This window comes from Chryseobacterium lineare, from assembly GCF_977014045.1.
In genome coordinates this window covers 4,037,640-4,058,383 of record NZ_CDRNIQ010000001.1, presented here as the reverse complement: position 1 = coordinate 4,058,383, position 20,744 = coordinate 4,037,640, and the positions used below count along the sequence as shown (strand labels likewise).

Annotated in this window: 20 protein-coding genes; 5 read left to right on the top strand and 15 right to left on the bottom strand. The window is 36.7% G+C overall.

The window, feature by feature from the left end:
* The 3 genes from ACWNCI_RS18235 (at position 1) to ACWNCI_RS18225 (ending at position 1,987) form a co-directional block, all read left to right on the top strand.
* Positions 1 to 399, top strand: a complete 399-nt coding sequence (locus ACWNCI_RS18235; protein WP_346986417.1) for a putative signal transducing protein — start codon at positions 1 to 3, stop codon at positions 397 to 399.
* 484 nt (positions 400 to 883) lie between these two features.
* Positions 884 to 1,489, top strand: a complete 606-nt coding sequence (locus ACWNCI_RS18230; RefSeq protein ID WP_449389370.1) for a fumarylacetoacetate hydrolase family protein — start codon at positions 884 to 886, stop codon at positions 1,487 to 1,489.
* Between the two features lie 60 nt (positions 1,490 to 1,549).
* A complete protein-coding gene (locus ACWNCI_RS18225) occupies positions 1,550 to 1,987 on the top strand; it encodes a universal stress protein (RefSeq protein ID WP_346986418.1) in 438 nt (145 codons plus the stop codon).
* A 78-nt stretch (positions 1,988 to 2,065) separates the two neighbouring features.
* On the opposite strand, the gene ACWNCI_RS18220 is transcribed toward ACWNCI_RS18225, so the two are convergent.
* Positions 2,066 to 2,299, bottom strand: coding sequence for a DUF6341 family protein (locus ACWNCI_RS18220; RefSeq protein WP_346986419.1), 234 nt, complete (start codon positions 2,297 to 2,299; stop codon positions 2,066 to 2,068).
* A gap of 42 nt (positions 2,300 to 2,341) precedes the next feature.
* On the opposite strand from ACWNCI_RS18220, the gene ACWNCI_RS18215 reads away from it, so the two are divergent.
* On the top strand, positions 2,342 to 3,247 hold the full coding sequence (locus ACWNCI_RS18215; RefSeq protein WP_449389369.1) for a DUF6427 family protein: 906 nt from the start codon (positions 2,342 to 2,344) through the stop codon (positions 3,245 to 3,247).
* Positions 3,248 to 3,253: 6 nt separating this feature from the next.
* Positions 3,254 to 3,838, top strand: coding sequence for a DUF3109 family protein (locus tag ACWNCI_RS18210; RefSeq protein ID WP_346986421.1), 585 nt, complete (start codon positions 3,254 to 3,256; stop codon positions 3,836 to 3,838).
* Positions 3,839 to 3,934: 96 nt separating this feature from the next.
* Here the strand turns inward: ACWNCI_RS18210 and ACWNCI_RS18205 are convergent, their stop codons facing one another.
* From ACWNCI_RS18205 to ACWNCI_RS18140, 14 genes are all read right to left on the bottom strand, one after another.
* Complete coding sequence (locus ACWNCI_RS18205) at positions 3,935 to 6,796, bottom strand: M16 family metallopeptidase (RefSeq protein WP_449389368.1); 2,862 nt, start codon at positions 6,794 to 6,796, stop codon at positions 3,935 to 3,937.
* Positions 6,797 to 7,033: 237 nt separating this feature from the next.
* The gene (locus ACWNCI_RS18200; protein ID WP_449389367.1) at positions 7,034 to 7,720 is read right to left on the bottom strand and encodes a hypothetical protein; all 687 of its coding nucleotides are present in this window, start codon (positions 7,718 to 7,720) and stop codon (positions 7,034 to 7,036) included.
* 110 nt (positions 7,721 to 7,830) lie between these two features.
* The gene (locus tag ACWNCI_RS18195) at positions 7,831 to 9,165 is read right to left on the bottom strand and encodes a trigger factor (RefSeq protein ID WP_449389366.1); all 1,335 of its coding nucleotides are present in this window, start codon (positions 9,163 to 9,165) and stop codon (positions 7,831 to 7,833) included.
* 141 nt (positions 9,166 to 9,306) lie between these two features.
* Entirely contained in the window at positions 9,307 to 9,894 is a 588-nt protein-coding gene (locus tag ACWNCI_RS18190) for a hypothetical protein (protein WP_449389365.1), read from the bottom strand.
* Positions 9,895 to 9,913: 19 nt separating this feature from the next.
* Positions 9,914 to 12,307 carry a TonB-dependent receptor gene (locus ACWNCI_RS18185; protein WP_449389364.1) on the bottom strand — a complete coding sequence of 798 codons (2,394 nt, stop codon included), beginning with the start codon at positions 12,305 to 12,307 and terminating at the stop codon, positions 9,914 to 9,916.
* 155 nt (positions 12,308 to 12,462) lie between these two features.
* Positions 12,463 to 12,819: a hypothetical protein gene (locus ACWNCI_RS18180; protein WP_449389363.1), complete on the bottom strand. Its 357-nt coding sequence runs from the start codon at positions 12,817 to 12,819 to the stop codon at positions 12,463 to 12,465.
* 93 nt (positions 12,820 to 12,912) lie between these two features.
* Positions 12,913 to 14,841: an ABC-F family ATP-binding cassette domain-containing protein gene (locus ACWNCI_RS18175; RefSeq protein WP_449389362.1), complete on the bottom strand. Its 1,929-nt coding sequence runs from the start codon at positions 14,839 to 14,841 to the stop codon at positions 12,913 to 12,915.
* Between the two features lie 188 nt (positions 14,842 to 15,029).
* Entirely contained in the window at positions 15,030 to 16,376 is a 1,347-nt protein-coding gene (locus tag ACWNCI_RS18170; RefSeq protein ID WP_449389361.1) for a T6SS phospholipase effector Tle1-like catalytic domain-containing protein, read from the bottom strand.
* Between the two features lie 135 nt (positions 16,377 to 16,511).
* Entirely contained in the window at positions 16,512 to 17,189 is a 678-nt protein-coding gene (locus ACWNCI_RS18165) for a response regulator transcription factor (RefSeq protein ID WP_346986431.1), read from the bottom strand.
* Complete coding sequence (locus ACWNCI_RS18160; RefSeq protein ID WP_449389360.1) at positions 17,158 to 17,913, bottom strand: sensor histidine kinase; 756 nt, start codon at positions 17,911 to 17,913, stop codon at positions 17,158 to 17,160. Before ACWNCI_RS18160 ends, ACWNCI_RS18165 begins: the two co-directional genes overlap by 32 nt.
* Before the next feature lie 23 nt (positions 17,914 to 17,936).
* Positions 17,937 to 18,284 (bottom strand): hypothetical protein, encoded by a 348-nt coding sequence (locus ACWNCI_RS18155; protein ID WP_449389359.1) that lies wholly within the window; start codon positions 18,282 to 18,284, stop codon positions 17,937 to 17,939.
* Between the two features lie 276 nt (positions 18,285 to 18,560).
* The gene (locus tag ACWNCI_RS18150) at positions 18,561 to 19,292 is read right to left on the bottom strand and encodes a hypothetical protein (RefSeq protein ID WP_449389358.1); all 732 of its coding nucleotides are present in this window, start codon (positions 19,290 to 19,292) and stop codon (positions 18,561 to 18,563) included.
* Between the two features lie 81 nt (positions 19,293 to 19,373).
* Positions 19,374 to 19,994, bottom strand: coding sequence for a DUF5715 family protein (locus tag ACWNCI_RS18145; RefSeq protein ID WP_449389357.1), 621 nt, complete (start codon positions 19,992 to 19,994; stop codon positions 19,374 to 19,376).
* A 127-nt stretch (positions 19,995 to 20,121) separates the two neighbouring features.
* Positions 20,122 to 20,667, bottom strand: a complete 546-nt coding sequence (locus ACWNCI_RS18140; RefSeq protein WP_449389356.1) for a hypothetical protein — start codon at positions 20,665 to 20,667, stop codon at positions 20,122 to 20,124.
* Positions 20,668 to 20,744: the final 77 nt, after the last annotated feature.

Below are 20,744 nucleotides of genomic sequence, written 5' to 3'. Positions count from 1 at the left end.
ATGAGTGAGCTTGTAAAATTTAAATTCTATGAAACGGCGCTTCAAGCCAACCGGGACAAGCAGATCCTGGCGGAAAGTGGCATCAACAGCTTTATTGCGAATGAGCAGCTGATCCAGTCGGATTGGCTTTTGTCTCAGGCGGTCGGAGGTATTCAGCTGCAGGTTTTTGAAGAAGATCTGGAAAAAGCGCATCAGGCACTGCTAGATTATAAAGAAAATGAAGAGTTTTCTCTGGAAGTGGAACATACCATTTCAGATCCTGAATTTGATTTTGTATGCCCGAAATGTGGATCTAATCATATTTACAGAGATGATAGTGCCACAAGCTTTTTTGGCATTTCAATTCTGACAAGTCATAAGTTTGTGTGCTATTACTGTGGAAATGAGTTTACGCATTGATGCTTCGACAAGCTCGGCATGACATCATATTTGCCATTCTGAAGGATCAAATGTGAAGTGAAAATATATTTAACGCTAAGGCGCAAAGTTTTTTTGAATTTTTAATGTGGATATTTTTTTGTTCGCAATGGCGTTTCACTCAGCAAATGAGTAGCACTTTTGTCATAACAAAGACAATATTGAAATGAGTGCTAGAATTCCACTCCTCTGGAGGGGTGGCGAAAATTCAAAGAATTTTTGACGGGCTGGTTTTTTAAAAGAGTGAATGGTGAATTTTGCTTCGCAGTGAATTATAATAATTGTTAAAATTCACAATTGACTCGTAGAAATTGACTACTCTCTCTCATAGCCCCGATTGCAGCGGCATCCTTTTGTGTAGCGGAGCGGAGCAAAGATATAGCGGAAAGCGGGAAACAGCTCCTAAAAATTAAAAATATTAAGTCGAGATAGAGATTGCTTCTCGCAATGACAAAATAAATAAATTATGAAAATAATCTGCATAGGAAGAAATTACAGCGAGCACGCAAAAGAACTGGGAAATGAAATCCCGGAAAGACCGGTCATTTTCATGAAACCCGATACGGCTGTTCTGAAAGGAAATGATTTTTATATTCCTGAATTTTCAAATGATGTTCATTATGAACTGGAAGTGGTCGTAAAAATTTCAAAAGGCGGAAAGTATATCCAGAAAGAAACTGCGCCTAAGCATTATGAAGAAATCGGGCTGGGAATTGATTTTACGGCAAGGGATCTTCAGAGCGATTTGAAATCTAAAGGGCTTCCGTGGGAACTTGCTAAAGGATTCGATGGTTCTGCGGTGGTCGGAAATTTCTTTAAAAAAGACGATTTCAATCTGGAATCGCTGAATTTTTCGCTATTAAAAAACAAAGAAAAAGTTCAGGATGGGAATACAAAAGATATGATGTTCAGTATTGACGATATTATTGCTTTTGTTTCACAGTATTTTACCTTAAGAGTAGGTGATTTGATTTTTACAGGGACTCCAAAAGGTGTTGGCAAGGTTGATGAAAACGACATTCTGGAAGCCTACCTTCAAGATAAAAAAGTGATCGATATCAGAATATTATAGATAATTTAACACTGTTTTCTGCCATATTTTTCTTAACTTTAGTAGACAAAATTAAAGGTTATGGTAAATATTGTATTGCCCGTAGATTTTGGGGACAAAACAGAGCAGCTTATAGAAGGTGCGGTAAAATTTGCAAAGCAGATAAACGGCAGAATTTTTCTTATCCACGTAGCGCCGTCGGATATTGGTTTTGCTATTGGAGATATGGGATTCCAGTATTTTCCGGAGGTTGAAGAAAACGAGATCAGAGAGGAACTGGTACAGCTGAATAAAATACAGCAAAGAATTCTGGCTCACGATGTAGATTGTGAACATATCCTGAAACAGGGCATCGCCAAAGATATCATTCTTGAGCATGCTCAGGACAAAAAAGCAGATTTCATCGTAATGGGATCGCACGGCAGAAGCGGTATTTACGATGTTTTTGTAGGAAGCTTAACAAAAGGAATTACAAAAGACTCCAATATTCCTGTGTTAGTACTTCCCATTCATGAATGATCAGAAGTTTAAGCATTGACAAATAAAAAAAGCCGACCAAATAGCATTTGATCGGCTTTTTACTATATAACCAATTAATTAACCTTCTTTTTTGTAAATATTAGGATCATAGTAAGGGAACTTCCCTTCCGTTGGAGAATAGTAGTCTTTGTCTTTATTGTTACCAAGGGTTGTTACCAAAACATAGCACCAGTAGGTAAACAATGCGCAGCAAACGATAAATAAAATCCAGTTTAATACGTTTCCGAATGCATCAAAAAAACCAAACGACCATTTGAAAACTTTGCTTAAGAATAGAAAGAAAGACGTCATTATTTTCCTTTTTTAAATTAACTTTGTACAAATTTATAAAAAATGTTTAAATTACTTTCAAAAGAAAGCAATATTTTTTCAATCCCGGTTTATATTGGGTTTCTTCTTTTAATAGTAATAACTTTTAACTTTCTGAATTTCAATACTTATGAAGCAATTATCGCTGTAATTACCTTTTTGGGAATTGCCTTGGGATATTTTTGCTTTCACAGCATTGCGCTGAATTACCAGACGCATTTACCTTTATTTTTATATACATTTTTTATTTTCGGGTTGTATCCGGGGAGACTTGATATCGGTCTTGCCGTTTCGCTGCTTACCAATTCTTTTCTTCTTTTACTTCTCACGAGCACGAATGAGGACATCAGAAAGAAATCTTATGTGCTGGTAGGTTCTATCGTTGCGCTGAATTTTATTTTTCTTCCTACGACATGGCCAATGGCCGTTTTTGTGATCATTCACGTTATTGCTACTTCCGAGAGAATCGGTCTTAATATTTTCAGATTTCTACTGGGGATTTTTCTGATTGTTTTCAGCTATTTTTCCGTGATGTTTTTTATGGATTTCACTTCCTGGAATATGAACTACTTTCCTTTCGGCAAAATGACATTTGTTACAGACTACGAAAGTTTACTTCCTTTAATTCCCATTGCGCTGATGCTGATCTATGCTGTGTATGATCATTTCAAAAATTATAACAAGAAAAGTCCGGTCAGCAGATACAAATATACTTTCTTATTGGTTTTCTCTGTTGCTCAGCTGATTACCATTATACTTTATATGAACAAAACCTATGAATACCTACTGCTTCTTGCCTTTCCATCTACGATTATTCTCAGTAGGATGCTGAGGTTTCTGCCAAAATACTGGATGCAGGAAGTATGCTTATGGATAATTATTTTCAGTTTAATTGGCTTTAAGGCCGGAACTTATTTTGATTTATTTTAAAAGATTATGATTCAGATAGACGATAAATTGATCTCCGAAGAAATTTTTTCTGAAGAGTTTGTTTGCAACCTTAGCAAATGTAAAGGTGCATGTTGTGTGGAAGGAGACGTAGGCGCTCCTTTAGATAAAGATGAGCTTGAAATTTTAGATACTATTTTTGATAAAATTAAGCCCTACCTTACCCAGGAAGGCATCAAAGCGCTGGAAGAACAGGGAACCTGGACGACAGATCCTATGGACGGTATGTACGTAACTCCTATGGTGGAAGACCGCGAATGCGCTTACGTAACTTTCGATGAAAAAGGCATCACAAAATGTGGTATTGAAAAAGCGTATGAAGACGGCGCCGTAGACTGGCAAAAACCAATTTCGTGTCATCTCTACCCGATTCGGGTAACAGAATATTCTTCTTTCACTGCCTTGAATTATCATGAATGGAGCGTGTGCAATGACGCCTGTGCTTTGGGAAAAGAACTGCAGGTTCCTGTATATAAATTCCTGAAAACTCCGTTGATCAGAAAATATGGCGAAGAATTTTACAGTGTTCTTTCAGACGTTGCCGATGAATGGAAAAAGGAATATGAGTCTTAAGTCTTAGATTTTAGAGTTTTAGAGTTTTAGAAAATAAACTAAAAAAACCGTCCCTTAGTTTAAGAGACGGTTTTTTACTTAATTTTTTATCGGATATTAATTTGCGGCTCCGGTTTTGATTACCGCCGTTGTAGCTTTTGCTTCGTCTTTTTTGGCGTTTTCCCAACCGTCTTCCGGCATTAATGTCGCTACAATTCTCCCTTTTGTAAGATATTTTTTCGCAACATCTTGAAGATCTTTTACCGTCAAGGCCTGTACTTTTTCTTTATAATTTAAGATTTCGTATTTATCAGTTCCGTCAAATTGATTTCTGGTAAGATTATTCATCCAGAACATATTATCTTTTATCTGGGTATTATAATCATTCATTTCTCCTTCTTTATACTTGTCAAGGTCTTTTTGTTCAGGACCTTTGTCGATTAGCTTCTGGAGTTCTGCGATGGCACTTTTCGTGAGTTTATCTACATTTTCAGGACCACAAGGGAAACTAATGCTGAAATTATAAGTGCTGTATGGGGCTTTATTCATACTTCCCCTGGCTCCGCCACCGTAAATTCCGCTTTCGTCTTCTCTCAATTTTTCAATTACTTTGATCGTAGCCACTTCACCCAATGCTTCCAGAGCCAGTGCTTCTTTTTCGTTATATGGAGTTTCGCCACTGTAAGAAATAGCAACCATACTTTTCGGATCTTTTCCTTTTTTGTACACTTTCGTGTAATCTCCGGTCATTTGTCTGTAGCCGGTATCTTTAAAGTTGGTCGTTTTTCCTGTTGACGGCAAGCTGGCAATATACTGCAACACTTCATTCTTAAATTTAGCCTCATCAAGATTTCCTACAAAATAGAAATGAAAATTTCCGGCGTTGGCAAATTTCTCTTTGTAAATATCATATGCCTTTTTATAATCCGTATTTGCCCATTCTTTTTCCATTGGAATAATACCAATAAATCTTGGATTTTTCTGATTCATAAACTTGGCATGCTCGTTGGAGAAATAAAACTGTGGATTCGACAATAAATTATCCAACATCGCAGACTGCTTGGTTTTATAAGCATTGAATGCATCCTGATTGTAATTTAATCCCGTGAAATAAGCATATATAAGCTCCATCGCCGTTCCAAAATCTTTCTGACTGGTTCTTCCTGAAACTCCTTCATAATAAGGACCCACAAACGTATTTACATTAACCTGTTTTCCTGCTAAATAATTGGTAAGGTCAGCTTTTGAAAAACCACTTACTCCCGCTTCTGATAAAGCAGAAAATGCAAACTGAGTCTTATTGAAATCGGCATCATTAATCAATGAGCTACCTCCCATGCTTCTGGCTGAAAAGACAATTTCATCGTCCTTAAAATCTGTTTTTTTGAACGTTACTTTTGCTCCGTTACTTAAAGTCCAAGTTGTAGTTCCCAGCTTAGTATCTGTTTCTGTTTTAGTGATTTTACCTTCAGATTTGAATGGCTTTACTAAATTTTTGATCGTTTCTTTTTCCTGATAAGGCTTTAGGTCTGCCATTTTCACGCTTTCAAACACATTTAAAACCATGGCTTGCGTCGGCATCGGAACATTATCTTTTTTGGGACCTGTGATCACAACTACCCTACTGTCATCTTTCACAAACTTTTTGATAACATCATTCGTTTGGGCCAGCGTTACAGAAGGCAAAAATTTCTTTGTGTCTTCATATTCCCATGCAATTCCGGGAATCGGCTCCTGCTCAAGAAAGTTTCTTACATATTCATCTACCAGCATATCACTTTCCGTTTTGTCACGGTTGTTGTAAGATCTTTCTAAATTAGATAAGACCTGAGATTTCGCCCTGTCGAGTTCAGTCTGCGTAAACCCGAATCTTTTTGCTCTTTCCGTTTCTTCTAGAAGAACTTTCAGTGCATTCATCTGACCGCCATCTTTAACCATAGCAAATCCCTGGAAACCTTCTTTGCTTCTGGCATAAGTACCCCCATGATAAACCGATCCGTATGTAAATGGAGGATTGGTAGAATTTACCAGTTCACTTAATCTGTTATTCAACATTGTCGAGGTAAGGTTTTCGACGATGCTCTGATTATATTGCTCAACAGTAACATCAGGCTGATAAGCCTCAGAATCTTTCATGATAAACTGAACCATAGATCTTGTAGCATCAGGATCCGTCTCAATAGCAACTAAAGTTTCCTTATGATTCGGCAGGTCGAATGTTTTTCTTTCTTTGGGTTTATCCGGATTCTTGTATTTGCTGAAATTGTCTTTAATTTTCTTTTCAATTTCATCTACATTGATATCTCCCACTACTACAATAGCCATCAGATCAGGCCTATACCAGTCTTTGTGGAATTGTCTGATCACTTCAGGCTTAAAGTTTTCCAGGACTTCTTTTTTACCTATCGGAAGTCTGTTGGCATATTGAGAATTATACAATAATTTAGGAAGATATTTGTCTGACATTCTTTTGTCGGCACCCAAACCCAATCTCAATTCTTCCAGAACAACGCCTCTTTCCTTATTGATCTGCTCATCGGAAAGTGTTGCATTGAATGCCCAGTCTTCCATCACCTTAAGACCTGCATCCAGATTACCCGGCTTATCCAGAGGTACCGGAAGCATATAAACCGTTTCGTCAAAACTTGTATAGGCATTAAGGTGCTGGCCAAATTTTACCCCAATCGACTGTAGAAAATCTACCAGTTTATTATCCGGGAAATTTTTTGTACCGTTAAAATTCATGTGTTCCATGAAGTGTGCAAGACCTCTCTGGTTTTCGTCCTCAAGAATAGACCCTGCATTGATAGCCAGTCTGAAATCTACCTTCTTTTCCGGTAATGTATTTTTTTTGATGTAGTACTTCATTCCGTTTGAGAGAGTACCGATTCTTACAGAAGGATCCGTAGGAAGGTTTTGCGCGAAAGCATTTGCAGAGATCAGAAAAATCACGGCAAATGAAGATAGCATTTTCTTCATATATTGATTATTAATTTTTATGGTTCAAAAGTAACCTTTATTCCCAAAACGAAGAAATATTTAAAATATTATATCAAGTTAAATATTCGTAATTATTGTTAAATTTTAGAGAGAGAATATTTTCTGAATCACTTCTCCATTCTACAATTTACAGTCCTCACGGGAGATAAAATTGAATTTTTATGTAACAAAAAAAGCCGGGAAAACCCGGCCAAATACTATTAAAAAAATATTTTTTTATTTAAAATCGGCATCAGAAACACCCGAATTAATAGTGATTTTTGTTGTTTTGATAACAACTTTCTGACCGTTTCCTTCCGCCTCAATTTCTTGTGGGAATTTAATTCCGTCTGCTGTCATATAACTTTTTACAGTTGCTACTCCTTCAGCTGCAGAAGATTTGTACAACAATCCTGTAGAAGCATCGAAGTAGAATTTTCCTTTGTCCGAAGTTAAAACATTATAGTCTTTCCCATCAACTTTTTCAACGGTAACTGCCGTGAAGGTTGCAGGGTCATACCCTAAGGCATCAATTACTTTGCTCTTTTTTAATTCCGCAATTTTATCGGCAGGAATGTCCATTTTCTGGCCTCCCTGTTCAAAATAACCTTTTTCACCATCGAAGAACTGAACCATTTTCTGGCCCATTACAGATTGTTCAGATTTGAATTTGCTTCCCATTTTCTTTGTAGTCATGGAAATATCCATTCCCTGAACGGTAAGTGTATTTTCAATAAGTGTAGTTTTTACGCTTTCCAGTTTATCTTTTCCTCCAAGAGCTTTCAGATAATTATCGATAACTTCTTTCGGCGTTAATTTCGATTTTACAGCCTCCGTCTTTGCGGGAGCAGCAGAAGCAGATTGCGCAGCCACCGGAGCAGCATAAAGTACAGCGCATAAAAACGGAATGATGATCTTTTTCATATACTAAATTTAGACCGTAAATATATGAATATTGAATGATAAATTTTATGAATCCATCAAATAAAAAAACCACCAAAATGGTGGTTTCAAAATATTTATGATGATATAAATTATTTTTTAAGCTCTTCTAAAAACTCATCGTGAGAAATTGCAGTTTCTTTTTTTGTCGCTTTTTCAAGAATAACATCTTTCAGTTTAGTCATAGCAACTTCTGAAGAGATCTGTCTTACCTGCTCCTGATCTTTCAACATTTCAACAGCATATTTCTGGATTTCCTCATCACCTAAGTGGTGAATTCCATAGATTGCCAATTGATTTCTTACCAACTGCTCTGCCTGTGCCAAAACATCTGTGTAATCCAATTGAATTTCGTTATCAGTCATTAGTTTACCTTCGATGATCTGATATTTTAACTGGTTTTTCTCAGATTCCAGGATCTCTTTCGCCTGCTCTTCAGACTGGATATTCTGGTTAGAAAATAATAACCATTTAACCAGGAAAGATTCAGGAAGCTTTACTTCTTCTTTTTCCGAAACCTGCTCCAATACTTTATTTACAAAGTGAACGTCTGCATTTTGCTGGAAGTATTCATCCAGTTCAGCTTTCACTTTTTCTTTTAATTCTTCTTCAGACTTAATATTTCCTTCTCCGTAAACTTTATCAAAAAGTTCCTGGTTAAGCTCTGCAAGATTCAAAGAATAGAAATCTTTTACTTTTACCTCAACTTCATTGTGGTGTAAATGCTCAACTTCTTCTTTAGAGAATCCTAATTCTTTAGCCAATTCTTCATCACCGGCAAGAGTTTCTTTAGAAACTTTTACAGATCCGTCCATTTTCAAACCTTTTACCAATTTGAAAGCCTCTTTGTTTTCAGCAGTAACGGTAACGTTTTTAGGATGGTGGTGATGTTCTCCTTCAGCATCTTCTTCCACAACCTGAGAAACTTCTAAAGCAATGTAAGAATCTTTAGTGATTTTATCTTGAGGAACCTGCTCAGCGAAACGCTTCTGCATGTTTTCAATACTCTTGTTAATTTCTTTTTCAGAAGCTTCAACTTTATAGTGAGGTGCTTCATATTTAGCCAAATCTATAGTAAAATCAGGCTCGAATCCTACTTCAAAAGCAACTTCCAACTGATCAGCATTGTAATCTAATTCGTTTACAGGCTGAGGAACTGGCTGACCAACTAATCTTAATTTGTTTTCGTTGACATAGTTGTTCAAAGCATCAGAAACCTGCTTATTGATTTCTTCGAATGCAATACCAGCTTCGTATTGTTTTCTAACCATACTTAAAGGCACTTTTCCTTTTCTGAAACCAGGAACTTGCGCATTTTTAGCATAATTAATCAATTGCTTCTCAACTTTTTCTTTATAGTCAGATTTTTCCAATGTCACTGTAAGCAATGCACTTACATCATCATGGTTTTGTGCGGTAACCTTCATTATTGATTAAAATTTTAGGTTGCAAAAATAGGAAATTTTTATGAAAATCTATGCATTAAGATCAACTTAAAAAGCCAAATAATGTTAAATAAAAAACCACTAAAAAAATCAGTGGTTTTCGTTAACAAGATTAATGATATATTAATTGATAATATTATAATTTGCCTGGGCATCGGTTTCGCCTCCCGTGTGAGACCCGTACACTACCCCGTTGCCGCTTACTGAAGAAGCTTCGGAAACCGTTACCGGCTCATGGAACAAGGTAAGAACCAGCTGAGCAGGTGCAGATGAATTTTTAACTGCTGTATTTACAACCCATTGAGTTTTCAGTCCCACATGTTTTCCGTCTGATCTTGTAGAAGATGCATCATCTGTACGTGTAAGCGTGATATCAGAATTCGGGAAATTATACACTAAAAAATGTTCGTCTTTCGCATCTCTGATTTCCTGTGTGGCATCTTCATCCCCGTTCTTGAAGATTACTTCTACATTGTAAGTATGCCCGTTGGTAAGCTTTACATTAGGATTTGTCGTACTGTTTACCTGATAATCGTAAACTGTGGAATTTCCTGTAGAGACATCTGTTACTTTTAGCAGAACATCAGACAATTCTTCCTGTGGAAGATCATCTGCCTCATCGTCGCTTCTGTTACAAGATGTTAAGCTTAAAGAAGCCGATAAGAATAATAGCCCTGCGATAAGTGTTGTATTTTTAAAAATATTTTTCATTTTTTTTGATTTAAGTAATTTAAAATTGATATTTAAGAGTTAAGATAAAATTTCTTCCCATGTCATCGGCGAAGAAACGAAGCCTGTTCAGATAATCTCTGTACGACTTGTTAAAGAGGTTACGGACTGAAAAATCAACCCCAAAATTTTTCGAAAGTCCCACTCCGGTCTGAAAGTTCCAGAGTGAATATCCGTGCGGAGGCGTAGAAATATCCACCTCCTGATTGTATGCATTACCGTTTGAATCGAATAATCTGATCGGAATATTGTAAATCGGGAATCTCGTTTGCTTCAGATAAGTGTTGTTGCTTACATTGAAGTAAAAGTTTTTCCAATCTTTTTTACTGAATTCCAATGCATTATTAAAATTCGGAGGCATCATCATAATTAAAGGTACATCATGAGTGAGATCCTGCCCATAAACGTACGCCGCACTTCCTTTGTAGGCAAGATTGTCGGTAATTTTAAGCTGAACATCTAGATCTACGCCATACATTTTTGCATCAATCTGCTCATATTTGTACACAACAAAAGCCCCTCCCCACTGCGTATTTTGGTACCCTGAAGGAACTTCATTAATAAAATTTTTGGTGTAAAAGAAATATGGATTCAAAGAAACATTCAACCCTTTTAAAACATTAGCCCTGAAATCTGCCACAAGATTAAACTGATTTCCCGTTTCACTTTTAATCCTCATATCTCCTCTTTCAATAATCGCTGCCGAATGATGCAGTCCGTCTGAAAACAGCTCAGCAACATTCGGAGATCTTGAAACTCTCGCATAGTTGAATTTCAGATCAAAATTCTGGAAAGGACGATAAACAATTCCCGCGTTGGCCGATATATTATGATAACTTAATGACGGTTTTGTAAGAATTCTGTTTTGGTTCACTCTCACTTCAAAATCTGAATAATCTGAGGCATAAAGCTTGTTCCAGTCGCTCAGATCGTACCATTTTGTCACTTCATAATGATCAAAATCGTATCTTCCGCCAACTTCCATGTCTAGATCAGGAGTAATTTTATATTTAAAAACGGAATAAATTCCGGCATAATATCTGTCATAGTTCGGAACCAGGCGTCTTGCTTCCGTCTGTGTATTGGAATAATTGTTCTGATAGCCCGCATTAATTCCGGATTCCAGATTCCATTTTCCTCTTTCGATGATGTGGTCAATATTCAGATCATTGGTTATAAGCTCAAGATCCAATGCAGGCTTCTTACTGAGCTCTTCTCCACGACGGATATCATACTCCTTCCTATGGTTGTACTGAAAGCTGTAAGTGGCCGTAATTTTTCCAAAGTTTTCAAATCTCTGATAAGCAGAAATTTTAGCAATATGATGCTCAATATCCTGTCTCGGATTATCGATATTATAGCTGAAATCCCTTTGGTATATCGGCTCCGGAGAAGTAAGGGCAAGATACAGGTCTTCTGAGTTTCCTACGTGAGAACTTCTGAGAATTCCTATTGAGCTTTTCGTAAGATAATAATCAAAAGAAAAACCTCTGTTAAAAGTCATCTTCTGTACCCCGAAATTAAACCCTGAACTCTGAAGCCCAGTATTCATTAACCCATACGACGGCGCATCAAGATCTCCAAGCTTCTTAAAGCTTCCATTGGTTTTAACAGCCCAGCCATCTTCCCAGGTCTTGGCCAGTTTTACATTAAGACCTGCGCCTCTTCCATTAGAAATCCCTGAAAGCGAAACCGCGCCCATGATCGTATCTTTTTTAGACAAAACCTGCGGCTGAAGAACGACCACACCACCCACGGCACCACTTCCGTATTTCAGGGCAGAAGCTCCTTTTACCACGTCAATATGTTCAAAATTATTGACATCAACGTTAGGCGCGTGTTCTACACCCCATTCCTGCTCTGCCAGCTTTACACCATCATTAAGAATAGCAACCCGGCTACCATAAAGACCATGGATAATAGGTTTTGCGATATTATTCCCGGTTTTCAGAGTATTGACACCGGAAATATTGGTCAGCAGATTTCCGAGATTTTCAGTAATATTCCGTGAAATCGTCGATTTGTCAATCGTTTTCACAACCATACTCCCGTTATTCTTATGGCTTCCGTGAACGGTTACCGTTTCGATATCCTGGATATGGTGTTCGAGCGTTATGGCCAAATGCAAATCCTTTGTAACTCCTACATTTTCAGTATAATCATTACAATCAGGATGTTTAGCAATGAGTATATAATTTCCCGCAGGAATTTTGCTGAAAGAAAACTTACCGTTTTTATCTGTTTTTGCCGAAAAGTCTCCGATCTTCACTTCTGCATTTTCCAGCATGGTTTTGTCGTGAAAATCCCTGACAGTTCCTTCAACAGTGTAAGTTTGCTGTGCGTTTGTCAATGCAAATCCAAAAAGGATAAGCATAAAACTATAGATCAATTTCATTGTTAAATAGATTGATTGTGTACTTTTTAAGTACATTTTCGTAAAAAATTAATTGTTGAGATTGGATAAAGCATAATGTAATGTATTGATAAACAGCCAAGGTAATGAACCCTGAACTCAAACATTGCACTTTAAACCAATAAGAAATCTATGAATTATGAAATGGCAGGCGGCCCCCGAAGCTGAAAGGTAAATTTTGTCTGTGACCAGATTTTCTCCTGAATACCGATGATCTGCTTTACTTCATGCGTATAATTCTCAAGAGTGAAACTGAATTCTTCAGGAACTAAAGTATGTCCTGTAGCCATAAAATGACACGCCAGACAGTCGGCTGATTTTTCTTTGGCTAGGTTTTTTGTAATGGTATTTTCTGATTTTTTAAAACTGAAACTTTTAAAAACATCTTCAGAACTGTGGCTATGGAAATTCTGGGAAAACAGCGCAAGAAAGTATATTCCAAACAATAATTTGGAAATAAAACTTTTCAGATTTCTGCTTTCTTTAAAGACCATTCGTCAAAATTATAAAAATAAATTAAAAACTGACATTAAAGTTTTCTTAAAATACTTGATATATGTAGAGAATATCAGAGCGTTGTTACAAGCTTAATCCAACTGAGAACCTAAATATTCCCATTCCTGCAAAGCAAGCTCCAGCTCTTCTTTAGTTTTACTATACTTTTCCAATGTTTCTTCAGAAGGATTATCTTTAGTAAAAGAAACTTCAAATTCCTCAATTTTTGTTTCCAGCTCGGTAATTTGCTCTTCTACTTTTTTCAATTTATTCTGAATATTCTTCTGTTCTTTGCTTACGATTACATTTGATTGGTTGTTGGAGACAGACTTTTCTTCAGTCTTTTTTTCTTCCATTTTCGGAACTTCGTTGTGAAGTTTTGCTTTTTCTGCAGAAATTTCACGAATGGTTTCTTTTTGTCTGTATTCCAGATATTCGTTGATATCACCAAGGAATTCTTTCATGTGACCATCGCGGAATTCATAAATCTTATCGCAAAGACCCTGCAAAAACTCCCTGTCGTGGGAAATTACGATCAATGTTCCTTCAAATTTCTGCAGCGCCAGCTTGATGATCTCTTTAGATTGAATATCAAGGTGATTGGTAGGTTCGTCCATGATTAAAGTATTGAACGGACGTAGCAATAGTTTACATAAAGCTAAACGGTTTCTTTCTCCTCCGGAAAGCACTTTTGTTTTCTTCGTCACCGCTTCTCCCTGAAACAGGAAAGATCCTAACAAATCTCTCACTCTCGGCCTTGTTTCTTCGGTTGCAGCGTCTTCCGCTTCTTCCAAAACCGTTTTGTTCGGTGTTAAAACTTCCTCCTGATTTTGTGCAAAATAACCAATATTTACGTTATGTCCAAGATTCCATGAACCTGAATAATCTTTGATATCACCGGCAAGAATTTTGGCTAAGGTCGTTTTTCCCTGGCCGTTTTGTCCCAAAAGCGCGATTCTGTCACCTCGCTGAACAATAAAATCAACATCATCAAAAATCTGCTTCTGCCCGTAAGCTTTTCCTAACTTTTCAGCTTCGAAAATAACTTTCCCGGGAACAACAGACTGCACGAAACGGATATTGAATTTAGAAACATCTTCATTATCAACCTCGATACGCTCGATTTTATCTAATTTTTTAATAAGAGACTGTGCAAAAGATGCTTTGGTAGCACTGGCACGAAACTTATTGATATTGTCTTCCATCTGCTTGATTTCCGCATCCTGATTCTTTTTGGCCTGAATCAGCTTTTCGCGGCGGTCTTCGCGCATGATGAGATATTTGGTATAATTGGCTTTATAATCGTCAACTTTTTTATTGTTGATATCGAAAGTACGATTGCACACGGCTGTCATAAACTGTTTATCGTGACTTACCAGAACAATCGCTCCCGGATAATCTTTCAGGAAATTCTCCAGCCAGATGATCGATTCCATATCAAGGTGGTTGGTAGGCTCATCGAGAAGCATGATGTCATTCTTTTGAAGCAGCAGCTTTGCCAGCTCAATTCTCATTCTCCAGCCTCCGGAAAATTCATCCGTGATCTTTTGGAAATCATCTGCTTTAAAACCTAAACCAAACAATACTTTTTCCATGTCGCCTTCGAGATTGTAAGCGTCGTGGTTCATCAAAAGGTCATTCAGTTCGGTCATTTTATTGATCAGATCCGTATAAGAATCGCTTTCATAATCGGTTCTTGTCGCCATCTGATGATTCACTTCCTCCAATTCATTTTTCCAAGCATTGATCTGCTCAAAAGCCTGCATCGTTTCATCCCAAACCGTTCTGCCTTTCACAAAATCAAGATCCTGTTTTAGAAAACCGATCGTGATATTTCCTTCCGGAACAACGTTACCTTCATAGAAATTGATTTCTCCTGAAAGCATTTTCAGTAATGTGGATTTTCCTGCTCCATTTTTACCGACCAGACCGATCTTATCATCTTTTTTAATCGTAAAATTTACGTTTTGAAAAAGATAGTTTCCCGAGTGATGTAATCCTAAACCTTGAACCGAAAGCATGTTAAATATGATTAATAGTGAATAATGAATTTTCGCGTGCAAAAATACGGAAAATAAAAGAACTGACTATAAGAAAAAGAACTTCTTATAAATGTGATTCTTAAAAAAGGTTTTGTTAAGAAAAATTCAATAAAAAAGAGCTGTCTTACCAGGACAGCTCCACACCTAAATTTAAAACTGAAAAAGTACTAACATTTATTGTATAAATTTTCCTTAATCAATATCGTACGATTCCAATTATCATTATTTGGAATATTTGTTCCGTATGCGTAATCCACGATAGAATCTTCTATGTGATGTATTTCCGACTGTAGTTTTGACGAATTGGCAGTGAGCTGATCTTCGGAATTCCCGGGCACGTTCAGTCCGTTATTGATGAATTCCGTTTGTCCGCCATCTTCAGAGTTTTTCAGAATTGCAGGAATATACAATCCGAAATTTGCTGAAATGTGTGTATAATCTGTCAGTTTCCGGTAGTCATACAACGGTTTTATTGCTGAAGAAATGTCTTGGGTATAATTTTCAAGAGCTTTTGAAAGCTGTGTTAAATAAGGATGTTTTTCAGCATCAATCAAAAAATCGGATTCCTGAAAATCTGTCCTGAAAATCTGCCGCTGTGTATTGGATTCCTTTAGCATAAGTTTCCCATAAACTTTGGAAAGTTCATTGTACACAAGATTTCTTACAATACAGGCTTGTGAAAAAAAATCACCATGATCTACAAAATAATCATTAAGTAAATAATTCCATATTTCATGACCTTGGGCATCTGTCGCTGTAGTTCTTACATTATCCAGATACGCTTCAAGCTCGCTTTCAATCAGAAAATTCGGAGAAACGTAAACCGACTGAGAACCCTCAACATATCCGCCTCCAACATCTGCATGGGCACCGGGAACAAAAATTTCTTTCCATACAGAATTGTCAGTTTTAAATTCTGAGTCCTGCATGCATCCGGAATCATCAAAAATACCTGTTAACGGAAAAAAATACCGGCACTCATTTACCGCACAGATATGCAGCGCTTTTTCAGTTGCTGGAAGTACCGTGACGTTGTAATCATTGAAAGGCGAAGATTCTACAGTATCGAAAACTCCGAGAAATTTCACTGTACTATTTTCCTGAAATAAAGTATCTGGTTTTAGCAATTCATAGCAAAAATTTCTGGCAAGCATGGAACCTCTGCTGAATCCGTAAATGTAAAATTCATACTGATTTGTCGTGTCATACATTATATCCTGAATAAAAGAGAATGCTTTCTGAAGCTTGTCGTCAGAAGAATATCCCTGAGATCCCGCCGGATTCATACAGGTAGCCATGGCAAAATCGCTGTCTTCTTTGTCAGTAACAGTCCCAATACCCTCTATATAAAGTTTTTCCTCACCATTAAACAGTTGAAACAATTTATAAATATTGGTAATATTTCCATAATAGCTTTCATTGTTTTTCGGAGGTTTTTCAGTAGAAATCGCGTTCATTCCATTATTTCCGGTTCCGTCAAAAAAAATTCCGACAGAAATTATCTTGCTTTCCATGTCACCTTGTGGTTTTATCTCGTGTTCATTCTCATAATGAAGCACTTATTTTAAGAACTTTTCAAAGTAACGATGAAAACAAACGGGATTATAGAGTAAAAAGTACCAAATAAAAAATTCCGTATTTCTACGGAATCATATTCTTTCTAAAGGATGAATATTATTGATGATGGCATAAATAACAATTCCTACAGTATTCTTGGCGCCAATTTTCTCGACGATTCTCTGCCGGTGACTTTCTACCGTTCTCGGGCTGATGAACAGTTTTTCGGCAATTTCATTGTTGGTGCATTCCTGGCAAATGAGCCTGACGACATCTTTTTCCCGGTCGGAAAGCTCATCGTCCATCTCAAAGAGTGTTTTTTTCTTGGTAGGACTGTTCATGTAAGAAAAAATCATCTGGTGATCTTCCGGCGTGAAGAATATTCCGTTTTTATAAACCATGGTAATGGCTTCTATAAAAGCGTTGCGGTTGGAATTTTTAGGAAGAAATGCAGAAACACCCAGTTTTACCATATATCCTAAAATCGTTGTTTTATAGTGGGAAGAAAGGATAATAATCTTAAGATTGGGATATTTTTCCTTGAGGATCTCAACCAGTTCAAAACCGTTCATGGGCTGCATCTGAACATCTACCAAAGCAATGTCCGGAAAGTTTTCTTCCAAAGTATTTTCTAATGTTTCGAGAAAACCAGGTCCGTTATTGGATGTAGAGACTACCGAAATATTCTGTTCGGAAGACAGTAGCATTTTTACCCCTTCAAGGATGAGCTGTTCATCATCAATTAGTGCTATTTTGATTTGCGAATTCATGGTTATTAGGGATTTTAATGATTAGCCGGCTTCCTTTGCCCAAAACATTTTTCCATTTATGGATTGCGTTCATGGATTTTATGCGGGATTCTATATTCTTGATGCCCATTCCTTTTTTCACTTCGTCATATTCAAAGCTTTCTCCGTTGTCTGAAATAACAACGGCCAGATTGTTTTGATTATCTTTAATATAAATCCATACTCTTGATGCTTCCGAGTGTTTGAGAACATTGGTTGTAAATTCCTGAATAATTCTGTACAGCTGAACTTCTGTAAAAATATCTTTTTTCTGAAATTTCGGACTGACATTCAAAGAAATATTTACTCTCCCGGATAAGTTGGCAATCAATTCTTCAATATATAAAACAAGTCCCACAGTCTCCAGATTTACCGGATACAATGAATGAGAAATGCTTCGTGCAGAATCAATAAGGGCAGACATCTGGGTGGTAATATTTTTCTTAATAAGCTCATCACCTTTTGTATCGAGGTTATTCAGCCATAATGATAAAATATTAAGCCGGTTTCCGATATCATCATGAATCATCACGGCAATCCTTTTCCTTTCGGATTCCTGGGCTTTTATATTTTCCAGCACCAGGTTTTTCTGATGCAGTACTTCCGCTTCATGCTGTGTATTTTTTTCTTTAATAATCCTTTGTATAAAGCTCCTGTACGCAAGCAAAATGAAGGTCATGATAATTACCAGAACGACAATTAACATGATAAAAAAGTTGATATTGAGCGTTATTTCTTTAATTTTAAAAAAGTATATATGATGGATAAATACAAAACACTGCTGAGAATATTATTGATACTCCAGATCATGGTGGCTTCTTCGGTTCCAAGATCAGAAAGCTGTCTGAGAAGAAAAAACAAAAAGACCGACAGCGCATAATACAGAAATATAAAACTGTCTGCCAGCATAAAGCGGTCATTGATTTTGATGCTTTTAATTTCCGTCAGCAAGGCATATCCTGCAAAACAAATCACCACAATATTGGAGATTACTTTTTTCACATCATTCGTTATATCAGAATCTATAAAAAAGAAAGCGGCAAGGATGGCAACCGGAATATACCAGTAAACCGACATATTAAGTTTCCTTATATACAAAATCCCCAGCAGCAAGAGCTCACCGGCAACATAAAAAGGAAAAACGAAATTAACATCTTTAATTCCGAAAATATAAAAACAGAGTTTAACAACAGCTTCAATTAAAAAAAGAAAAATGATATAATAGACATACCATTTTTCTGAATTTTTAAAAAATTTGTACCTGATAAGTCCTATAAGAGCACAAATGACAAGTAAACTATTATTAAGATAAAGTATTACTTTGTAAGTATCCACAATATATTTTAAATATTTTTAATTAAGGGGGCACATAGGAGGGCATGGCTGAGACCAGTCGTACGTATTGGAAATGGTCTGGATGCTTCCTGAGTTCTGAAGATCTTCATAAAAAGAGATAAAAATAAGTGTTGGCAAAAGTCTCTGGTAAACATCAGAAAACTTAAGACCGAATGAACATACGACATGAGTAAATCCGCTTTTCGTAGGAGTAATGTCTTCCGTTGGCACAAAAAATCTTTTGAAAATTCTGCTGCCCTTGAACTCGGTACATTCTCTGTAGAACCAGGTCATTGCTTCATCTCTCCAGGATTCTATAGCAGAAACCGCTTTATCCTGATCCAGCATCGGTTTACTGGATACCGGAAGATAGGCATTTTCGCTGTTATCAACTATCTGCAGATCCGATGAAAGAACAGCATTTTTTACAACAATGTATTCTTGTGTTTCCATCAGCCTAAGATCTCTATCCAATTTCTGCAGAGGACTGTAAGGAAATTTGTCTACAACAAGTTTCTTTCCTGCTCCGTCTAATGGGCAAAGGATTGCGACAAGCTGCCCCTGATAAACTCCGATTTCCGTACAAAATTCATTATACTTATTCAGGTTTCTCATCCAGTCCATCTGTTCAGCCTCAAAAGTGAAAACATAATTGGTAGGGATAAGTTTTGTAATTGCGTAAAAATCTGAACAACAATTTGTCCATCCTGTAACGGCTGCATCAAATTGATCTCTGGTGAATGCATTCATATTCATGGTATTTTTAAAGTGCCATAAAATTAAAGAAACTAAATTATCTGTGCAACTATATCACATATAATTGAAAATAATTTAATAATCCCTAACCGTAATATGAAAGCAACTTTGCTGTCTTTCTTTGATATAATAGATCCTTCCCGCATCGTAATAATACTTTAAAACCCTCTCCAAAGCGATCTCCAGCTTAGAATTATATCTCAAAACCCCATTAAAGCGTACATAAGAAATATCGAAAGAATTGCCGTAATTGTGCGAGCTGATGCCCAAAGATGCATTAGTATTAATTTTTCTTAATCTGCACTGATCCTCAAGCGTCCTGGTGATCGAAGATACCGTGAAAGTACTTCCCTTCGTCTCTTTGCTGAAGCGCGTTGCTATCTTTTGCAGCATGAGTTTCCCTTTAGATACCATCCATGCCCTGCTGTAATCAAGCTTTTGGACACGATATCCCCTTCCTGATTTACTGATTTTGTGAAACTTACCGTTATTGATATATTTCTGCATCGTTTTAGAATCTTTCAGAAGTTTAATTCCGAAACTCTTGGAAGCGTCGAGGTGAGGCTTGTACAGCATTGTGGGTTCTACTTTCAAGACCTCTGTAAGATCATAGCATGGCAATGTTTTTTTTGCCACCTGGGGAAAATAAGCTCCACACATCATGGAAAAAAGAACCAGACACAAAATCTTTTTCATTAAAACCGTTTTAGATTTCCAACCTAAAAATAATGAAAATATTTTATACGATTTAATCGTAAGAACAATTTATAGTAGAATTTTAAATAAAAATATCATGTAAAAATTACTTTAATAAAAAGGAGTGTCATTTCAGTTTCCTAATATCAAAAGGATTTTTAAAGATCAGTTCTTCGTGCTTACCTTTGATTTCCATTTTTCTCTGGAGTAAATTAAGGGCCATTTTCCGGATGAACAGATCCTTGTCATTCAGCTTCCAGTAAGGATCTTCATGTACTTTTTGCGGCTTCCTGATGATATAAAACTCCGTATCCCAGGAATCAACATTGTGGTAAAATTCGATGATTCCACAGTGTGCGGGAATTAAATCATGCTCTACCATTCCCATCGGAAGCAGAAAGCTGAATGCATTGCAGACATAATCGCCACAGAATACCTTGTCGTGCTTCAGGAATTTCTCGCCCGTATTGGAATTGGTATAAGACTTTTTAAAATCATTTTTAAAATCACTTTTCGAAAGCTTAATTTCTATTTCGTGACTGAAACCTTCCGCGTCCACAATCAGAATATCCGCTTCCCAATCTGCCTGAAAATGGTTGGTCAATACAATTTCCTTCTCAAAATCACATTGAGAATAAATAAACGCATGAACCAATTCTTCGATTTTTAACACTTTTTTACTAATTTAATAGGACTGCATCCTATTCTTATTTAGGTCGTCCCTTCGGGACTCTGACAATTTTTTATTTC